At 60.6% G+C, this 18685-nt stretch carries 15 protein-coding genes; 10 read left to right on the top strand and 5 right to left on the bottom strand.

Annotated elements, in window-relative coordinates:
• The first annotated feature begins 10 nt into the window (after positions 1-10).
• The 3 genes from tauB (at position 11) to tauD (ending at position 2622) form a co-directional block, all read left to right on the top strand.
• Entirely contained in the window at positions 11-805 is a 795-nt protein-coding gene (gene tauB, locus PS14A_RS00550) for a taurine ABC transporter ATP-binding subunit (RefSeq protein WP_130910261.1), read from the top strand.
• Positions 802-1635, top strand: coding sequence for a taurine ABC transporter permease TauC (gene tauC / locus PS14A_RS00545; protein WP_212615046.1), 834 nt, complete (start codon positions 802-804; stop codon positions 1633-1635). Before tauB ends, tauC begins: the two co-directional genes overlap by 4 nt.
• Before the next feature lie 144 nt (positions 1636-1779).
• On the top strand, positions 1780-2622 hold the full coding sequence (gene tauD / locus PS14A_RS00540; RefSeq protein ID WP_212615045.1) for a taurine dioxygenase: 843 nt from the start codon (positions 1780-1782) through the stop codon (positions 2620-2622).
• 199 nt (positions 2623-2821) lie between these two features.
• Here the strand turns inward: tauD and mgrA are convergent, their stop codons facing one another.
• The 3 genes from mgrA to PS14A_RS00525 form a co-directional block, all read right to left on the bottom strand.
• Entirely contained in the window at positions 2822-3859 is a 1038-nt protein-coding gene (mgrA, locus tag PS14A_RS00535) for an L-glyceraldehyde 3-phosphate reductase (RefSeq protein WP_212615044.1), read from the bottom strand.
• Between the two features lie 110 nt (positions 3860-3969).
• Positions 3970-5289 (bottom strand): LLM class flavin-dependent oxidoreductase, encoded by a 1320-nt coding sequence (locus PS14A_RS00530; RefSeq protein ID WP_212615043.1) that lies wholly within the window; start codon positions 5287-5289, stop codon positions 3970-3972.
• Between the two features lies 1 nt (position 5290).
• Positions 5291-7516 (bottom strand): TonB-dependent receptor, encoded by a 2226-nt coding sequence (locus PS14A_RS00525; RefSeq protein WP_212615042.1) that lies wholly within the window; start codon positions 7514-7516, stop codon positions 5291-5293.
• Between the two features lie 203 nt (positions 7517-7719).
• Between PS14A_RS00525 and PS14A_RS00520 the strand changes: the two genes are divergently transcribed.
• Positions 7720-8757 (top strand): LacI family DNA-binding transcriptional regulator, encoded by a 1038-nt coding sequence (locus PS14A_RS00520; protein WP_016772195.1) that lies wholly within the window; start codon positions 7720-7722, stop codon positions 8755-8757.
• Between the two features lie 213 nt (positions 8758-8970).
• On the opposite strand, the gene betT is transcribed toward PS14A_RS00520, so the two are convergent.
• Together betT and epsC are read right to left on the bottom strand one after the other, a co-directional pair.
• Positions 8971-10932, bottom strand: coding sequence for a choline transporter BetT (betT, locus tag PS14A_RS00515; protein ID WP_212615184.1), 1962 nt, complete (start codon positions 10930-10932; stop codon positions 8971-8973).
• Between the two features lie 399 nt (positions 10933-11331).
• Positions 11332-12258 carry a serine O-acetyltransferase EpsC gene (epsC, locus tag PS14A_RS00510; RefSeq protein WP_130912077.1) on the bottom strand — a complete coding sequence of 309 codons (927 nt, stop codon included), beginning with the start codon at positions 12256-12258 and terminating at the stop codon, positions 11332-11334.
• A gap of 191 nt (positions 12259-12449) precedes the next feature.
• On the opposite strand from epsC, the gene PS14A_RS00505 reads away from it, so the two are divergent.
• The 6 genes from PS14A_RS00505 to PS14A_RS00480 all read left to right on the top strand — a co-directional run bounded on the left by PS14A_RS00505 (position 12450) and on the right by PS14A_RS00480 (position 18677).
• Positions 12450-13442 carry a D-cysteine desulfhydrase gene (locus PS14A_RS00505; protein WP_130912078.1) on the top strand — a complete coding sequence of 331 codons (993 nt, stop codon included), beginning with the start codon at positions 12450-12452 and terminating at the stop codon, positions 13440-13442.
• Positions 13443-13725: 283 nt separating this feature from the next.
• Positions 13726-14526 carry a cystine ABC transporter substrate-binding protein gene (tcyJ, locus tag PS14A_RS00500; protein WP_122698826.1) on the top strand — a complete coding sequence of 267 codons (801 nt, stop codon included), beginning with the start codon at positions 13726-13728 and terminating at the stop codon, positions 14524-14526.
• Positions 14526-15191, top strand: coding sequence for a cystine ABC transporter permease (gene tcyL, locus PS14A_RS00495; protein WP_016772200.1), 666 nt, complete (start codon positions 14526-14528; stop codon positions 15189-15191). Before tcyJ ends, tcyL begins: the two co-directional genes overlap by 1 nt.
• A 4-nt stretch (positions 15192-15195) precedes the next feature.
• Positions 15196-15945 carry an L-cystine ABC transporter ATP-binding protein TcyN gene (gene tcyN / locus PS14A_RS00490; RefSeq protein WP_076565047.1) on the top strand — a complete coding sequence of 250 codons (750 nt, stop codon included), beginning with the start codon at positions 15196-15198 and terminating at the stop codon, positions 15943-15945.
• A gap of 462 nt (positions 15946-16407) precedes the next feature.
• Entirely contained in the window at positions 16408-17172 is a 765-nt protein-coding gene (locus PS14A_RS00485) for a hypothetical protein (protein ID WP_212615041.1), read from the top strand.
• 263 nt (positions 17173-17435) lie between these two features.
• Complete coding sequence (locus tag PS14A_RS00480) at positions 17436-18677, top strand: SfnB family sulfur acquisition oxidoreductase (RefSeq protein ID WP_212615040.1); 1242 nt, start codon at positions 17436-17438, stop codon at positions 18675-18677.
• The last annotated feature ends 8 nt before the right edge of the window (positions 18678-18685 follow it).

Raw genomic sequence — 18685 nt, 5'->3', positions numbered from 1 at the left:
AGATACAGCGATGGCCTTGCTACAGCTGGAGCGCATCAGCGCACAGTACCCGGGCAGCCCGGAGCCGGTGCTGGCGGATATTTCTCTGACCCTCGGGCCGCAGCAGTTGCTGGTCGCCCTCGGCCCGTCCGGCAGTGGCAAGACTTCGCTGTTGAACCTGATTGCCGGTTTCGTCGAACCGAGTGCCGGGCGCATCACCCTCGACGGCGTGCCGGTCAAAGGCCCGAGCGCCGAACGTGGCGTGGTGTTTCAGGACGACGCCTTGCTGCCTTGGCAGGACGTATTGGCCAACGTCGCCTTCGGCCTTGAACTGGCCGGTGTCGGCAAGGACCAGCGGGAAAAAATCGCCCGTGAAATGCTCGCGCTGGTCGATCTCGCCGGCTTCGAAGACCGGCGCATCTGGCAATTGTCCGGTGGCCAGAAACAACGCGTCGGCCTCGCTCGCGCCCTCGCCGCTGATCCGCGCGTGTTGCTGATGGACGAGCCGTTCGGTGCGCTTGATGCATTCACTCGCGAGCAGATGCAGGAGCTGTTGCTGCAAGTCTGGCAACGCACGGCCAAGCCGGTTTTCCTGATTACCCACGACATTGAAGAAGCGGTGTTCCTCGCCACGGACCTGATTCTGCTGGCGCCGAATCCAGGGCAGATCGTTGAGCGCCTGCAATTGGATTTCGGTCAGCGTTACGCCGCAGGTGAATCGGCCCGCGCGATCAAATCCGATCCGCGCTTTATCGAAACCCGCGAACACGTGCTGAGCAAAGTCTTCTCGCAACGCAGCGCCGTACCCCGGCAGGAGCGCGCATGAGCAGTTACGACGTTTCCGCTGCGGCGGTGAAAACGCCTTCGGTGAAAATCCCGGTGCGCCGCAGCCTCAGCACTCGCTGGATCAGCCTGCTGACCCTGTTCGGCCTGTTGACGATCTGGTGGGCGGTGACCGCGACCGGCCTGATCGAACCGCTGTTCTTGCCACCGCCTGCTGCCGTGCTGCAAAAAGGCTGGTTGCTGGCGACCACGGGCTATATGGATTCGACGTTGTGGCAGCACTTGGGCGCCAGCCTCAGCCGCATCGGCCTTGGACTCTTTTTCGCCATCCTGACCGCCGTGCCGGTGGGCATTGCCATCGGCGCCAACCGCATCGCCCGTGGTGTGCTCGATCCGCTGATCGAGTTCTACCGCCCGATCCCGCCGCTGGCGTATCTGCCGCTGATCGTGATCTGGTGCGGGATCGGCGAGTTGTCGAAAGTACTGCTGATCTATCTGGCGATTTTTGCGCCGATTGCAATTGCCACCGCGACGGGCGTGCGCACGGTTGATCCAGCAAAACTGCGCGCCGCTCAGTCATTGGGCGCGACGCGCGCGCAGTTGATTCGCCATGTGGTTTTGCCGAGCGCTCTGCCGGACATTCTCACCGGCGTGCGCATTGGTCTGGGCGTCGGCTGGTCGACCCTGGTCGCCGCTGAACTGATCGCGGCCACCAGTGGCCTGGGTTTCATGGTGCAGTCGGCCGCGCAGTTTCTGGTCACCGATGTGGTGGTGCTGGGGATTCTGGTCATCGCCCTGATCGCCTTCGCCATGGAAATGGGCCTGCGCGCATTGCAGCGCAGACTGGTGCCGTGGCACGGCCAGGCGCACTAAATCGCCTTGTGAAAATTCCCCTGTGGGAGCGAGCCTGCTCGCGAAAGCGTCAGATCAGTCACTGCACTGTCGCCTGACACTCTGCATTCGCGAGCAGGCTCGCTCCCACAAAAGCATGACACTCCGAATTCGACGAGAACGACCATGAGCACCCTCAACATCACCCCGTTAAGCTCCGCCCTCGGCGCGCAGATCAGCGGCGTCGACATCAGCCAGCCGCTGAGCCTGGAACACCGCGACGCGATCGAGCAGTCGCTGCTTAAATACCAAGTGCTGTTCTTCCGCAACCAGCCGATCGAGCCGGCGCAGCAGGCACGCTTCGCGCATTATTTCGGCGACCTGCACATTCACCCGATCTACCCGAACGTGCCGGAACAACCGGAAGTGCTGATCCTCGATACCGCCGTCACCGACGTGCGCGACAACGCGATCTGGCACACCGACGTAACCTTTCTGCCGACGCCGGCGATGGGCGCGGTGCTCAGCGCCAAGTTGCTACCGGAGTTTGGTGGCGACACGCTGTGGGCCAGCGGCATCGCGGCGTATGAAGCGTTGTCGGCGCCGATGAAAAACCTGCTTGAAGGGCTGACAGCGACCCACGATTTCACCCGATCGTTTCCGCTCGAGCGCTACGGCAGCACGCCTGAAGCGCTGGCGCAGTGGGAAGAAGCACGGCGCAAGAATCCACCGCTGTCGCACCCGGTGATCCGTACGCACCCGGTGAGCGGACGGCGCTCGCTGTTCGTCAATGAAGGGTTTACCGCGAAGATCAACGAACTGTCGGAAACCGAAAGCGAAGCGCTCCTGAAGTTTCTGTTCGCCCATGCGACGCGACCGGAATTTACCATTCGTTGGCGTTGGCAGAAGGACGACATCGCCTTCTGGGATAACCGCGTGACCCAGCATTACGCGGTGGACGATTACCGACCGGCGCGGCGGGTGATGCAGCGGGCGACGGTGTTGGGGGATGTGCCGTTTTTTCGTTGAGCCTGATCAAGATCAAAAGCCCCTCACCCTAACCCTCTCCCGGAGGGAGAGGGGACTGATTGGGGATGCTGTAGAAGTACGCCGACCTGAACGTACTTTGCTGAATCCATAATCGACTCGGTATTTCAGGTCGATGTAAGACGCAAGACACCTCGGTCGGCTCCCTCTCCCTCTGGGAGAGGGCTGGGGTGAGGGTGGCTCACTCCGCCGTCGAAGGCTTCTCCCACAGATTGATCCCGCCCTCCTGGGCAAACCGGTCAATCTCCGCCAGCTCTTCAGCGCTGAAATTCAGATTCTTCAGCGCGCCGACATTCTCGATAATCTGCTCCGGCCGGCTCGCGCCGATCAGTGCCGAGGTCACTCGGGGATCACGCAGCGTCCACGCCAGTGCCAGTTGCGCCAGGCTCTGGCCGCGACGTTTCGCAATCTCGTTCAATGCGCGCACATGGGCAATGTTGGCTTCGGACAAATGCGACGCCTGCAACGAACCGCCGCCCGGGCGATTGACTCGCGCATCGGCCGGTACGCCGTTGAGATATTTGTCGGTGAGCAAACCCTGCGCCAGCGGCGTGAAGGCGATGACGCCAGTGCCGAGTTCGTCAGTGGTATCGAGCAGATCCTTTTCCACCCAGCGGTTGAGCAGGTTGTACGCTGGTTGATGAATCAGCAGCGGCACTTTCCACTCTTTCAGCAGCGCGGCCATCTCGCGGGTTTTCACGCCTGAGTAAGACGAGATACCGATGTACAGCGCCTTGCCCTGCTGCACGGCGGTGGCGAGGGCGCTGGCGGTTTCCTCCAGCGGAGTGTCCGGGTCGAAGCGGTGCGAATAGAAGATGTCCACATAGTCCAGGCCGAGGCGTTGCAGGCTCTGGTCGAGGCTGGCCAGCACGTATTTGCGCGAACCGCCGCCCTGGCCGTACGGGCCGGGCCACATGTCCCAACCAGCCTTGCTGGAGATGATCAACTCGTCGCGATATTGCTTGAAGTCTTCGCGCAGCAGGCGACCGAAATTGATCTCGGCGCTGCCGTATGGCGGGCCGTAGTTGTTGGCCAGATCGAAATGGTTGATGCCCAGATCGAACGCGGTGCGCAGCAAGGCACGCTGGGTCTCGATCGGCGTGCTGTCGCCAAAGTTGTGCCACAGGCCCAGCGACAATGCCGGCAGCACCAGACCGCTGCGACCGACGCGGCGGTAAGGAATGGAGTCGTAGCGGTTTTCGGCAGCGGTGTATGTCATCGAATCCTCTCTTGTCTGTCTTGAAATGGGTGTCGACTGCTTCGCGAGCAGGCTCGCTCCCACACCTGGAATGCATTTTCCTGTGGGAGCGAGCCTGCTCGCGAAAGCTGTTACGCAAATCTATTGCCGGGTCGAGCCAGCCCCAGGTTCTGCCGCAACGTGCGGCCTTCATATTCAGTTCTGAACAAGCCACGCCGTTGCAGTTCCGGCACCACGCCAATGGCGAAATCTTCCAGCCCGCCCGGCAGGTGCGGCACCAGCACATTGAAGCCGTCCGCCGCGCCTTGTTCGAACCACTCCTGCAGGCAATCGGCAATCTGTGCCGGCGTGCCGACCAGGCTGTGATGCCCCCGCCCGCCAGCGATCCTGCGACCAAGCTCGGCGAGGGTCAGGTTCTCCCGCCCGGCCAGCTCGGTCAGCAATTTCTGTCGGCTCTGCTGACCGCTGTCAGTCAGCGGCAACTCTGGCAGCGGCCCGTCCAGCGGGTACTTCGATAAATCGAAGTTGCCCAGCATACGCCCAAGCAACGCGACGCCCACCTCGGGTTCGACCAATTGCTGAAACGTTTCACACTTTTCCTGCGCTTCAGCCTCGGTAGCAGCGACCACCAGGAACACACCGGGCATGATTTTCAGCGAATCGGTGCTGCGCCCGAACTTGGCCAAGCGTCCCTTGATATCAGCGTAAAACGCCTGTGCGGCGGCCAGCGAAGTCTGCGCGGTGAACACCACTTCCGCCGTTTGCGCCGCCAGTTCGCGCCCGGCTTCGGAAGAACCGGCCTGGACGATCACCGGTTGCCCCTGCGGCGAGCGCGCGACGTTCAGCGGGCCTTTGACCCGGAAATGTTCACCGACATGATCGAGCACATGCAGCTTGTGCGGGTGGTAATAGGCGCCGCTGGCCTTGTCGCGGTGGAAGGCATCGTCTTCCCAACTGTCCCAGAGCCCGGTGACCACCTGATGAAATTCACGGGCGCGGCTGTAGCGTTCGGCGTGGCCGATGTGTGCGTCGCGGCCGAAATTCAGCGCCTCGGCCGCGTTGTCCGAAGTCACCAGATTCCATCCCGCCCGTCCGCCCGACAAATGATCGAGCGAAGCGAACTTGCGCGCCACGTGGTACGGCTCGTTGTAACTGGTGGTGGCCGTGGCAATCAGGCCGATGTGCTCGGTCACTGCGCTCAGTGCCGAGAGCAAGGTCAGCGGCTCGAAGTGATCGGAGCGCGCCATGCGGCTGGCGATATCTTCGGTCGGTGCGGCGACGCTGTCGGCGACAAACAGCGCATCGAACTTTGCCGCTTCGGCGATCTGCGCCAGACGTTTGTAATGGGCGAAATCCAGCCCCGCATCCGCCGGCACATCGGGGTGCCGCCACGCCGCCACGTGATGCCCGGTGGCCATGAGAAATGCACCAAGTTTCATCTGTCTGCTCATCTCAGAAATCCTTGCGCAATTGCACGCCGAAGTAGCGCTCGTCATCGCGAGGCACGGCGCGATAGATGTAGCTACCGCCACTGGCCAGCAACGGCGAATAGGACTTGTCGGCGAGATTCTTGCCGAGCAGCGCGACGCGCCAGCCATTGCTGTAATCGGCCAGGGCGACGCTGGCGTTCCACAGCCCGTAAGCGCCCTGTTTGGTATCTGGGTTCTGGCTGATGTCGTACTGCACTTCGCTTTGCCAGCTGTAGTCGGTGCCCAGTTCGATATCGAGACCGTTGTCCAGCGCAATTGTGTAGTCAGCGCGCACGTAGCTTTTCCAGTCCGGGCTGAATGGCAACGGTTTGCCGTTGACGTTGCACGACGCCGCCGCGCCGGCCGGGCAAGCGAATTCGTCGATGCGTGCGCGGGTGTAGGCCAGTGCGCCAGAGAACTTCAGTTGCTGGGTAGCTTGCAGGGCGTAATCGAGTTCGATGCCTTCGCTGGTGACGCTGCCGGCGTTGATCAAACGCGTCACCACTTGCCCGGCGACGGTGTCGAAAAAGTTCGCCTGATAGTTGTCGTACTCGCTGTGGAAGATCGCCAGGTTGGTGGTCAGGCGGTTGTTCCATGAGGTGGCTTTGATCCCCGCTTCCCAGGTGTTGGAGGTCTCCGGTTTCAGCGCTTCGGTGTCGCGCGGCTGCATGTTGAAAAACACGTTGTACGCCGGGCCTTTGTAACCGCGCGAATAGGTCAGGTACGTGGTGACGGTATCGCTCAGGTCGTACTGCAAACCGAGGCGACCGGACCAGCCATCTTCGTCCACCGAACCTGAGCTGCTGGTCGCCGGTTGAATGCCGCTGACGGTGGTTGCTGATGTTGAAACGCGACGGTGATCGTATTCCAGATCATCGTGGGTGTAGCGCAGGCCGGCGATGCCGCGAAAGTGCGAAGTGAAGTTCAGCGTGCTCTCACCAAACACCGCGTAGCTGTCGCTGGTGGTGCTGTAATCGGCAACGCCACGGTCGGTGCGTGTGGTGGTCGTGAGGGTGCGCTGATAGGTCTCGTCGTCCTTGCCGTGCATGTAGAACAGGCCGCCGACGTACTCGAGAAACTCGCCCTTCGGTGAGGCCAGCCGCAGCTCTTGCGAATACTGGTCGAAGGCCAGATTGCCCTTGTCGGCGGTGCCGGGGAACGCCGCCGTCACGGTGCCGAGGCGATCACCATCCTGATACTGGGTGTTGTCCCAGCCGCGCCACGCGGTGATCGACGTCAGCGTGAAATCACCCAGTTGCCAGTCGAGCTGGCCGGACAGGCCTTTGTTGATGTCCTCGATGTGAGAGCGGGTATCGGTGTTGATGTCGCGATTGTGGCTGGTCGCATTCACCGGACTCAGCGCGTTGCCGAAGGCCGGCGTCAACGCTTGGCTGACGACGCCATTGGGCGCGTCGTCGTGGGACTGCATGTAGTCCGCGATCAGGGTGAAGGTGATGTCGTCATTCGGAGTGAATTCGAGTTTGCCGCGCACGCCGCGATGGTTGTAACCGTTGACCTCGTGGCCGTTGTGCTGGTTGTCGACGTTACCATCGTACGTGCCGAACAAGGTGCTGATCGAGCCCTTCAGCGTGTCCGGAATCAGACTGCCGCCAAGGCCGAAACGGCTGCGGCTTTCGTTGCCGCTGTAGTACGACTGATCGATGTAGCCGTGGGTCTCGACGGTCGGTGCTTTGCTGGTGATGTTGAGTACACCGGCCGAGGCGTTCTTGCCGAACAGCGTGCCTTGCGGGCCGCGCAGCACTTCGACGCGCTCCAGATCGAGCAGATCCAGCGTGGCCTGGCCGGGACGCGCATACACCACGCCGTCGATGACCGTGGCCACGGTCGGCTCGACGCCGGGCGAGGTGGAAATGGTGCCGACCCCGCGCACGAATAACGAGGTGTCCTTGTTCGAGGCGCCGGTACGGAAATTCAGCGATGGCACTTGCTGAACGATGCTCGCCACGCCGTTGCGGTTGTCGCGTTCGAGCTGTTCGCCGTCGAGCACGGAAACCGCCACCGGTACTTTTTGCAGTGACTCTTCGCGGCGAGTCGCGGTCACCGTGACGGATTTCAGCGTCGGTTCCTGATCGCTGCTGTCAGCGGCAAACGCCGTGGGCAGCGGCAGCGCCGCCAGCCCGGTAAAAATCCAGCCCGCCGCGCGAATCGACTGCGTCAGTGTGTGTAATGCCCCAGGAAAATTACGCATAGATGTTCGCTCGAAAATGGCCCTGAACCGCTGCCGTTCTGTGACGACAGCGCCTGAATCTGTCGTGGGCATTCGCTCGAGCGAGTAGCAGACAACGCGCATTGTTAGCGCTAACATCGCGAATATTGGCGATCTGGCTATAGAGCGTCCAATATTGAAAAATTACTTTTATATGCGATTTGGTTTTTAGAAAGGATCGAGTCTTGAACGTTGAAAAGCCGCGTAAACGCCGGGGCGCCGGACGTGTGACGCTGAACGCCGTGGCGCGTGCAGCCGGGGTGTCGGCGATTACCGTGTCGCGGTATTTCAATCAGCCCGAGCAGGTTTCGCCTGAGCGGCGCGAGCGCATTGCGGCGGTGGTCGCCGAGCTCGGTTATGTGCCTAATCTGGTCGCGGGTGGTCTGGCCTCGGCGCGGGGGAAAATCGTCGGCATGGTCATTCCGAACATCTCCGGGCCGATCTTCGCCAACACGATCCAGGGCTTCAGCGATACCCTCAGTCGTCACGGTTATCAACTGTTGCTGGCGTCGAGTTATTTCGATATCGAGCAGGAAGAAAATGCCGTGCGCGCCTTTCTCGGCTGGTCGCCGGCAGCCCTGGTGCTGACCAGCCACTTCCATAGCGAAGGCACCGAGAAGATGCTCGCCGAGGCCGATATTCCGGTCATCGAAACCTGGGATTACCAGCCGGAGCGCGAGCCCATGCAGATTGGCTTTTCGCACTTCGAAGTGGGCGTGACGGCAGCAAGGCATTTGCTCAAGAAAGGCTACCAACGCATTGCTTTCGTACAGAACAGTGCGCCGGGCGACTTCAGTGCACTGGAGCGCCGCGATGGTTATGCCGCCACTGTGCGTGAAGCAGGACGTGAGCCATGGATTTTCGCCCCGGACGCCGACCGCGCGCCGTTCGAAGCCGGCAAGCAAGCGATGGACGCCCTGATGAACGCCTCACCACGCCCCGACGCGATCATCTTCGCCAACGACAACCTCGCCGCCGGAGGTCTCCTCGCCGGACAGCGCGCGGGTATCAAAATCCCCGCAGACTGCGCCGTGCTCGGCTTCGGCGATTACCCGTTTGCCGAGATGTTATTGCCCAGTCTGAGCACGATCAAACCACCGGCACTGGAGATCGGTGTACTCGCCGCGACACGCGTGCTGGAAAGCCTTGGCGTGTTGCCGAGCGACAAAGTGCAGCGGCTGAATCTGCTGCGATGCCAAGTGATCGAGCGCGAAAGCATCTGATGAATATGGCGGGGGCTGGATTGGCTATGCTCTAGGTCATACCGAGGTGGCCCCTTCGCGGGCAAGCCCGCTCCCACAGGTTTCAGTGTTGGATACAAAATCTGTGAACGGCGCAAAACCCTGTGGGAGCGGGCTTGCCCCGGTGGCGGCGGTGGTGCTGTTCATGGTGCTGAGCGCCGAGGCGTAAAAACCTCTCGGCGCTCAGCCGTTGGATCAACGCACCAGATGCAGGAACTGCATGTGCCGTTCGTACTGGTCGAGGATGTCGTTGATGATCTGCTCTTTGGTGTAGCCGACCAGATCGTAGTCCTGACTGCCCTCGCTCAAGTGCACTTCGGCGCGGTAGTAGCGGCGGTTGTTGAGTTGCTTGGAACCCATGCCGCCGCGCGCGAACGATGGCGTGAAGTAGCCGCGCATCTGCACCTGATAGATGAACGGATGCTGCTCGCCATGGCCGATTTCCAGGCTGACGTTGTCATGCGCCGGATCCGGCTGGGTGACCACGTGCAGACCTTTTTCGACGAACACGGCGGTCACTTCCTCGATCGCCGGGCGCACCGTGCTTTCCATGAAGCGGTACACCTCGTCGCGGGACGGGAAGTGCACCGCCTGACTCAGGCGCTGACGCCAGCCACCGGTGCCACGCCTTGAACCGGACACCGGCGCCAGCGAATGCAGCTGGGCGATCTGCTTCTGCGATTCCAGGTAGAACGCCTTGTGCAGGCCCCACATCATCAGCAGCAGAATCAACGAGAACGGTAACGAGGTCAGCACCACCGCTGACTTCAGCGCGTCGATGCTGCCGGAGAACAGCAGCGCGCTGGTGATCAGCGCGGTCATTGCGCCCCAGAACACCCGCAGCCATTTCGGCCCGTCTTCATCCGGGTTGCCGCCCTTGGCCGACAGGGTCGAGAGCACCACGGTGCCCGAATCCGCAGACGTCACGAAGAACACGAAGCTGATGAACACCGTCACGGCAATAACGGTCTTGCTCCACGGGTAGGTTTCCAGCAGCAGGTAGATACTCATCGACGGATTGTCGATGGCCGATATGCCCAACGCACTCATGCCGTGATTGAGTACCTGATCCAGGGCGCTGTTGCCGAAAATCGACATCCACGCCAAGGTGAAACCGAGCGGAATCAACAGCACGCCGAAGACGAATTCACGGATGGTGCGACCACGGGAAATCCGCGCAATGAACAGGCCCACGAACGGCGACCATGCGATCCACCAGGCCCAGTAGAACACTGTCCAGCCACCCAGCCAGTCGCTTGGTTTGTCATAGGCGTAGAGGTCGAAACTTTTCATCGGCAGGGCGCCGAGGTAATCGCCGACGTTCTGGATCAGGGTGTTGAGCAGGTGCTGTGTCGGCCCGGCAAACAACACGAACAGCAGCAGCGCACAGGCGAGCAGCATGTTGATGTCGGACATCACCCGCACGCCTTTATCGACGCCGGAGACCGCAACGATGATCGCTGCGCCCATCATCAGCGTGATCAGGCCGACCTGAATCCACTGGGTGTGGGCGATGCCGAACAGGTAGTCCAGACCCGAGTTCAGATGCAGCACGCCGAAGCCCATGTCGGCACCGAGACCGAACACCGTGGCGATGATGCCGAAGCCGTCCACCGCGTAGCCGATCGGGCCGTTGATGCGTTTGCCGATCAGCGGGTACAGCGCCGAACGCAGGGCCAGCGGCAAGTTGTGCCGATAGGCGAAATAGGCCAACGCCATGCCGACAAAGGCGAACACGCCCCAGCCATGCAGGCCCCAGTGCAGAAACAGAATCTGCATCGCCTGGCGCGCGGCGTCGGCGGTGCCGGCCTCGCCTTGCGGCGGCTGCAGCATGTGCGTCAGCGGTTCGGAAACGCAGAAGAAAAACAGCGTGATGCTGATCCCGGCGGCGAACAGCATGCCGGCCCAGGACAGGTAACTGAATTCGGGCTCGTCGTGGTCGGCACCGAGTTTTATCTTGCCGTAGCCGGATAAGGCGGTGACCACCACGAAGACCAGATACAGAGTCATCGCGAGCATGTAGTACCAGCCGACCGTATTGGCCGCCCAGTTTTGCGCTTCCAGCAACCAGGCGCCGGCCTGCTCGGGGATGGCAATGACGACAAGACCAAACAGCAGAATGACCGTCGCGGCGAAGTAGAACACCGGCGGATTCATGCGCACCAGACCGCTGGCGGGGGTAGACGATGCACTCATGAAACGTGCACCTCGAGGGGTTGAAACGTGGCTGAAATGATCAGACTCAGCAAAGGCAAGCCTCCTGTTGTGAGCGGGCAGCGAACCACCGGTTTAACTTGAATGAACGTTCAAGTTAAACATGAATGGGGTGGTAAGGACTAATCGCAGGGCTGGGCGGTAGGTTTCCTACAGCGCCCAAAGAGGGGTATGACGCGGGTTTGGAGAGATTCGTTCACTGATGAATTGGCTTAAGGCCACTACCTTGATCCGGCCTGGAGATCTTTCGCGAGCAGGCTCGCTCCCACATATGAAACGCATTCCAATGTGGGAGCGAGCCTGCTCGCGAAGAGGCCCGATACAACAACGCAGATTCAAGACTTACTTCTGCGTCCCGTCATCATGCTGCAGATTCGCCTGAGTCAGATTCGCCCCCGCCGGCACGCTACGCGTCAGCCACACGTTGCCGCCAATGGTCGAGCCCTTGCCGATGGTGATCCGTCCGAGAATCGTCGCCCCGGCGTAAATCACTACGTCATCCTCAACGATCGGGTGGCGCGGGTGGCCCTTCTGCAACTGGCCGTCCTCATCCGCCGGAAAACGCTTGGCGCCCAAAGTGACCGCCTGATAAATCCGCACTCGCTCGCCGATGATCGCCGTTTCGCCAATCACCACACCGGTGCCGTGATCAATGAAGAAACTGCGGCCGATCTGCGCCCCTGGGTGGATATCGATGCCCGTCGCCGAATGCGCGATCTCCGCGCTGATCCGCGCCAGCAGCGGCAGCCCGGCACGATACAGATGGTGCGCCAGACGATGGTGAATCACCGCGAGAATGCCCGGATAGCACAGCAGCACTTCATCGACACTGCGTGCCGCCGGGTCGCCGTGATAAGCCGCCAGCACATCGGTGTCGAGCAGCGTGCGCAGTCCCGGCAATGCAAGGGCGAAATCCTGCACGATCTGAATCGCCCGAGCCTCGACTTGGCTGTCATCCTGCGCGCTGTGGCGAGCGACGTAACGCAGCTCCAGGCGTGTCTGCGCCAGCAATGCATTGAGCGCTACATCTAGTGTGTGGCCGACGTAGAAGTCTTCACTTTCTTCACGCAGATCGACCGGCCCCAGGCGCATCGGGAACAGCGCACCACACAGCGCCTCGAGGATTTCAGCCATCGCCGCTCGCGATGGCAATTCGCGGCCGCCCTGCTCTCCTGAAGCCCGGCCATTCTGTGCGCGCCACTGTTCCCGCGCGCTGCGCAGCTGGCCGACGATGGTCTGCAATTGCCAATGGCTGGAACGCTCGCTCACGGTAAAAGACTCCTTACGGGCGGCCGGACTGTCTGGCCGCGTCAACGGCGCCTACTTTACGGCATGCCTTTGCCGACGAATTAAGAACCGATAGTGCTGGCCTCAGTCCATTTGGCTATAAGCGATTGGCGGTTGCCCGGGCAAAAGCGCGTGCCTATAGTCCTTTCATTCTTTTGCGTCAGTGCGAACTCATGATCAAACAACAGCTGCAACGCTATCCCCGTCTCGAACTGCTGAGCCACCCCACGCCGCTGGAAAAACTCGAACGCCTGTCCGTCTGGCTCGGTCGCGAGGTGTACGTCAAGCGCGATGACCTGACGCCGCTGGCGATGGGCGGCAACAAGCTGCGCAAACTCGAATACCTCGCCGCCGACGCGCTCGCGCAAGGTGCTGACACCCTGATCACTGCCGGTGCGCTGCAATCGAACCACGTGCGCCAGACCGCCGCGCTGGCCGCGAAACTCGGCCTCGGTTGTGTGGCGCTGCTGGAAAATCCGCTGGGCACTGACGACAGCAATTACACCGGCAACGGCAACCGCTTGCTGCTGGATCTGTTCGACACCAAGGTCGAGCTGGTCGACAACCTCGACAATGCCGACGAACAACTGGCCGCCCTAGCTGTGCGCCTGCGCAGCAACGGCAAGAAGCCGTATCTGGTGCCGATTGGCGGCTCCAACGCGCTCGGTGCCTTGGGCTATGTGCGCGCCGGGCTGGAGCTGGCTGAGCAGATCAAGGACAGCGGCCTCGATTTCGCCGCGGTGGTGCTGGCTTCAGGCAGTGCCGGGACTCACAGTGGTCTCGGACTGGCGCTGAGTGAGGCGCTGCCGCAACTGCCGGTGATCGGCGTAACGGTTTCGCGCAGTGAGGAGGATCAGCGGCCGAAGGTGCAGGGCCTGGCCGAACGCACGGCAGAGCTGCTCGGCGTCGAGGTACCAGCCAGTTTCAAGGTCGAGCTGTGGGACGAATATTTCGGCCCGCGTTACGGCGAGCCGAACGCCGGCACACTCGCGGCGGTGAAACTGTTGGCCAGTCAGGAAGGTCTGTTGCTTGACCCGGTCTACACCGGCAAGGCCATGGCCGGTCTGCTCGACGGGATTGGCCGGCAGCGCTTCGATGACGGCCCGATCATCTTCCTGCACACCGGTGGCGCGCCGGCGTTGTTTGCGTATAAGGATTCCTTCTAAGAGCAGATCAAGAGATCGCAGCCTTCGGCAGCTCCAACATGAGATCACCTGTAGGAGCTGCCGAAGGCTGCGATCGTTTAAGAAGTCACTGATATTCCTTAAATGAATAAAAGATTCCATATTAGGTATTTTCAAGTCTAAAACAGACATCTTATAGTCTCGCCGCAGGCGAATTTCGGGCGAGACGCTTAAGCTGCTTTAAGGCAGGATAGCGCTGTCGTTCAAATCACCAATTTGCCTACATTCCTTAAGCGTCTTCCATAAGAAAACACAGGGGCTTGTCATGAATTTTTCCGCACTACGTCGCACTCTGCTGGTCGGTTCGCTGGGTCTGGCGCTCAGCGCTGGCCTGATCGGTCAGGCAGTGGCCGGTGAGCAGTTGCAACAGATCAAGGACAAGGGCGTTCTCAACGTCGGCCTGGAAGGCACCTACCCACCGTTCAGCTTCGTCGACGAGAACGGCAAGCTGTCGGGTTTCGAAGTCGAACTCTCCGAGGCGCTGGCGCAAAAGCTCGGCGTCAAGGCCAAGATCCAGCCGACCAAATGGGACGGTATCCTCGCTGCGCTGGAATCCAAGCGTCTGGATCTGGTGGTCAACCAAGTGACCATCTCCGACGAGCGCAAGAAGAAATATGATTTCTCCGAACCGTACACTGTCTCCGGCATCCAGGCCCTCGTGCTGAAAAGCAAAGAGTCGGCGCTGAACATCAAGACTGCCGCTGACCTCTCCGGCAAGAAAGTAGGTGTCGGCCTGGGCACCAACTACGAGCAGTGGGTTCGCGCCAACGTGCCGGGTGCTGACGTGCGCACCTACGATGATGATCCGACCAAGTTTGCCGACCTCAACAACGGTCGTACCGATGCCATCCTGATCGACCGTCTGGCTGCCCTCGAATACGCCAAGAAAGCCCCGAAAACCGTCGCAGCCGGTGAGGCCTTCTCGCGTCAGGAATCCGGTATCGCCCTGCGCAAAGGCGAGCCTGAACTGCTGGCTGCGGTGAACAAGGCGCTCGACGAACTGCGTGCTGACGGCACTCTCGAGAAACTGTCGCAGAAATACTTCAACGCAGACGTCACTAAATAATGGAAGAGGCTTTCCAACTCGCGCTGGATTCCGCGCCCTTTCTGTTGAAGGGCGCGTACTACACGGTAGTCCTCAGCCTCGGCGGGATGTTCTTCGGTCTGCTGCTGGGCTTCGGCCTCGCGCTGATGCGCCTGTCGCGCTTCAAATCGGTCAGTTGGCTGGCACGCATTTACGTGTCGTTCTTTCGCGGCACGCCGTTGCTGGTGCAGCTGTTCGTGATCTATTACGGCTTGCCGCAACTGGGCATGGAGCTTGATCCGCTGCCGGCAGCGCTGATCGGTTTCTCGCTGAACATGGCCGCCTACGCCTGTGAAATCCTGCGTGCCGCGATCGGTTCGATCGAACGCGGCCAGTGGGAAGCCGCTGCGAGTATCGGCATGACCCGCGCGCAGACCCTGCGCCGGGCCATCCTGCCGCAAGCGATGCGCACGGCATTACCGCCGCTGGGCAACAGCTTCATTTCGCTGGTCAAGGACACGGCGCTGGCCGCGACCATTCAGGTGCCGGAGCTGTTCCGTCAGGCGCAGCTGATTACCGCCCGGACTTTCGAAGTCTTCACCATGTATCTTGCCGCCGCGCTGATCTACTGGATTCTGGCCACGGTGCTTTCGCACTTGCAGAACAAGTTGGAAGAGCGGGTCAATCGGCACGACCAGGAGTCCTGACGCGATGATTGTCGTGGAAAAACTGACCAAGCAATTCAAGGGTCAGGTCGTGCTCAACGGCATCGACCTTGAGGTGAAGGAAGGCGAAGTCGTCGCGATCATCGGCCCCAGTGGCTCGGGGAAAACGACGTTCCTGCGTTGCCTGAATTTCCTCGAAGAACCCACCAGCGGCCGGATCAAGGTCGGCGACATCGAGATCGATACCAGCCGTCCGCTGAACCAGCAGCAAAGCCTGGTACGCAACCTGCGCCAGCACGTCGGCTTCGTGTTCCAGAATTTCAACCTGTTCCCACACCGCACAGCTTTGGAAAACGTCATCGAGGGCCCGATCGTGGTCAAGAAGATGCCGCGCGACCAGGCAGTTGCTCTGGGTAAAAAGCTGCTGACCAAAGTGGGGCTTGCCGGCAAAGAGGACGCGTATCCGCGCCGTCTCTCCGGTGGCCAGCAACAGCGCGTGGCGATTGCCCGGGCGCTGGCGATGGAGCCGGAAGTCATTCTGTTTGACGAACCGACCTCAGCGCTCGATCCGGAACTGGTTGGCGAGGTGCTGGCAACCATTCGAGGACTTGCGGAAGAAAATCGCACCATGGTGATTGTCACCCATGAAATGGGCTTTGCCCGTGACGTGGCCAATCGCGTGGTGTTTTTCGACAAGGGCGTAATTGTTGAACAGGGTGAAGCCAAGGCACTGTTTGCCAACCCGAAAGAAGAACGCACCAAACAGTTTCTCAGCAAGTTTCTGAATCACGCCTGAGAACTTTCTCAGCAATACCTCTCCACTTCCACGGATGGAAGTTACCTCTCTCCCGACATTTTAATCTTCCCTACCTTTGTCACTTGCGGGGCGCAAATATATATTGCGCAACGGTTACGCACATATTCGACTCGTCATATTTCCATACGTTTGCCCGCGAACAAACCCGCGCAAAACCCTGCGTAATTGCCGTTTATCTGTAGCTGGTTTCGCGCGTACCACTAGGCATATGGCCTCGATGACGTAGGAGCTTTCTGATTAACTTGTAATTCACGCATTAACTAAGCCGCTCTATTGACACCCCTCTCCGCAGACTTTTATCTAGTCGGCAACCGGCGCCAATTAGTTCAAACAACTCGCGCTAAAACCGAACAAATAGTTTTTGCTTTATTGCCAGTTGATTCGCGCCTTTTTTGTTTCCCAGAAACGGATTTCGCTGCAAGACTTCAAGGAGAGAAACCGATGACCCGCACTTCGCACAGCCCCGAACTTGCAGCGCCAACGCTGGCATGCGCACAAAAAACCGGCATTAACCTGGCAACAGCAGCGCACCTGCTGGTCAATGTACCGCCCTACTGCGGCATGGACGATGGCGATCTGATCGAACTGTTCTGGAACAAATGCTATGTCGCGTCAAAAGTCCTCAGCGCAGACGATGTGGGTGAGTCAGTGGGCCTGCGGGTGCCGGAGAGTTTCATCACCAATGGCTCCGCGCGCATTCACTACCGCGTGATGCAGGTCGGCCAGGGCCCGGCGCTGTCTGCGGCGACCCGGGTACAGGTCAAACTCGATTGCCCCGGTGGCCAGCCCACTGGGCAGTGCGATGACGAAAACCAGCAACTGGCAGCGGTAATCATCCCTGAAGCGATTCGCCGTCAGGGCGTGAACCCCAGCCAGATCAAACGCGGCGTGCCGCTGACCATCGAGCCTTACCTGAACATGGCCAAAGACGACGCCATCACCCTGCGCTGGGGCGACGTGCGCATGGACCTGGCGCCTGTCACGGCGGCCGACGTCGGGCTGCCGATTCAGGTCTGGGTGCCACCGGCGGTGATTGTCGAAGCGGGCGAAGACCTGCGACTGGACGTGACGTACTGCATCCTCGACCGGGTCGGTAACAACTCGCGCTGGGCACCGCCGCGCACGTTGAAAATCGGTTGCGTAAATCCGTACGTGAAAGTCCCGTTGAAACCCGAATTCAAGGCCGCCGAATCACGCACTAAGTGAGACCTGCCCAAGGTGGGAGGTCAGTGACCTCCCACCTGAAAGTCGTTAACCAAGCCGAACATCCCCCCTTCTATGCATATTCCTAAAAGTTAGTTTATTTAATTTTTATACGCGCTTAGGGTATATGCACCGGACCACCGGACACTCTTTCAATCGTCGAACTTCGCGGCGTTTTTCATGAAATGTGAGGTAGGTATGGTCCGGAACACAATCACCCCAGTGCAGATCGCCAGGGCATTGCGTGCAGCCAGGGAGCGGCACTGATGTCCAGTCTTGCAAATGCCAACGTGCAGTCCGATCTGGACATCGCCCCGCTGTTGTTGCCCGCGCAAGTACTGCGCAACGACGCTCAAGCCATCAAGGCCGCACACGAACTGGCGCAAGCCGCCCGAGTGCAGGCGGCCAAACGCGACCGTCAGCGTAAGCTGCCGTGGTCGGAAATCGAACAGTTCACCCGCAGCGGTCTGGGCAGCATTGCCATCCCGCGCGAATATGGTGGCCCGCAGGTTTCTTTCGTCACATTGGCTGAAGTCTTTGCGATCATTTCCGCCTCCGACCCGGCGCTCGGACAGATCCCGCAGAACCAGTTCGGCATCATCCATCTGCTGCTCGGCACCGCTACCCAAGCGCAGAAAAAGCAGCTGTTCCAGAGTGTTCTGGAAGGCTGGCGCATCGGCAATGCCGGCCCGGAACGCGGCACGAAAAACACCCTGGAACTGAAGGCGCAAATCAGCGCCGACGGCGACGATTACGTGATCAACGGCCAGAAGTTCTACTCCACCGGCGCCCTGTTTGCGCATTGGGTCGCGGTGAAAGCGCTCAACGATGACGGTAAACAGGTGCTGGCCTTCGTCCGTCGCGGCACGCCGGGTTTGCGCATCGTCGATGACTGGTCGGGCTTCGGTCAGCGCACCACCGCCAGCGGCACGATCCTGCTGAACAACGTGCGCGTCGAGTCGAGCCTGGTCATCGACAACTGGAAGATCAACGACAAGCCGAACACCCAGGGCGCAGTTTCGCAGCTGATTCAAGCGGCCATCGACGCCGGCATCGCCCGTGGCGCCATCGACGACGCCATCGACTTCGTCAAAACCCGCGCACGGCCATGGATCGACGCCAAGGTCGAGCGCGCCAGCGATGACCTCTACGTGATCGCCGATATCGGCAAACTGAAAATCGAACTGCACGCCGCCGAAGCGCTGCTGCGCAAGGCCGGCAAAGTGCTCGATGAAGTCCACGCCGCGCCGCTGACTGCCGAATCCGCCGCACGCGCTTCGATCGCCGTGGCCGAAGCAAAAGTGCTGACCACCGAGATTTCGCTGCTGGCCAGCGAAAAACTGTTCGAACTGGCCGGCAGTCGCGCGACCCTCGCTGAGTTCAATCTCGACCGCCACTGGCGCAACGCCCGCGTGCACACCCTGCACGACCCGGTGCGCTGGAAGTATCACGCGATCGGCGCCTATCGCCTCAACGGCACATTGCCGGCCCGCCATTCCTGGATCTGAGACGACCA

The organism is Pseudomonas sp. 14A (assembly GCF_018132745.1).
Lineage (GTDB): Bacteria > Pseudomonadota > Gammaproteobacteria > Pseudomonadales > Pseudomonadaceae > Aquipseudomonas > Aquipseudomonas mercuritolerans.
Note: the sequence above shows the minus strand (reverse complement) of the source record. Positions and strands in the feature narration are given on the sequence as shown.

Coding starts and splice junctions, on each gene's coding strand:
- betT (WP_212615184.1), bottom strand. CDS start 10,932: ATGAATCCGCCGGTGTTCTACTTCGCCGCGACGGTCATTCTGCTGTTT.
- tauC (WP_212615046.1), top strand. CDS start 802: ATGAGCAGTTACGACGTTTCCGCTGCGGCGGTGAAAACGCCTTCGGTG.
- PS14A_RS00525 (WP_212615042.1), bottom strand. CDS start 7,516: ATGCGTAATTTTCCTGGGGCATTACACACACTGACGCAGTCGATTCGC.
- mgrA (WP_212615044.1), bottom strand. CDS start 3,859: ATGACATACACCGCTGCCGAAAACCGCTACGACTCCATTCCTTACCGC.
- PS14A_RS00530 (WP_212615043.1), bottom strand. CDS start 5,289: ATGAGCAGACAGATGAAACTTGGTGCATTTCTCATGGCCACCGGGCAT.
- tcyL (WP_016772200.1), top strand. CDS start 14,526: ATGGAAGAGGCTTTCCAACTCGCGCTGGATTCCGCGCCCTTTCTGTTG.
- tcyJ (WP_122698826.1), top strand. CDS start 13,726: ATGAATTTTTCCGCACTACGTCGCACTCTGCTGGTCGGTTCGCTGGGT.
- tauD (WP_212615045.1), top strand. CDS start 1,780: ATGAGCACCCTCAACATCACCCCGTTAAGCTCCGCCCTCGGCGCGCAG.
- tauB (WP_130910261.1), top strand. CDS start 11: ATGGCCTTGCTACAGCTGGAGCGCATCAGCGCACAGTACCCGGGCAGC.
- PS14A_RS00485 (WP_212615041.1), top strand. CDS start 16,408: ATGACCCGCACTTCGCACAGCCCCGAACTTGCAGCGCCAACGCTGGCA.
- PS14A_RS00480 (WP_212615040.1), top strand. CDS start 17,436: ATGTCCAGTCTTGCAAATGCCAACGTGCAGTCCGATCTGGACATCGCC.
- PS14A_RS00505 (WP_130912078.1), top strand. CDS start 12,450: ATGATCAAACAACAGCTGCAACGCTATCCCCGTCTCGAACTGCTGAGC.
- tcyN (WP_076565047.1), top strand. CDS start 15,196: ATGATTGTCGTGGAAAAACTGACCAAGCAATTCAAGGGTCAGGTCGTG.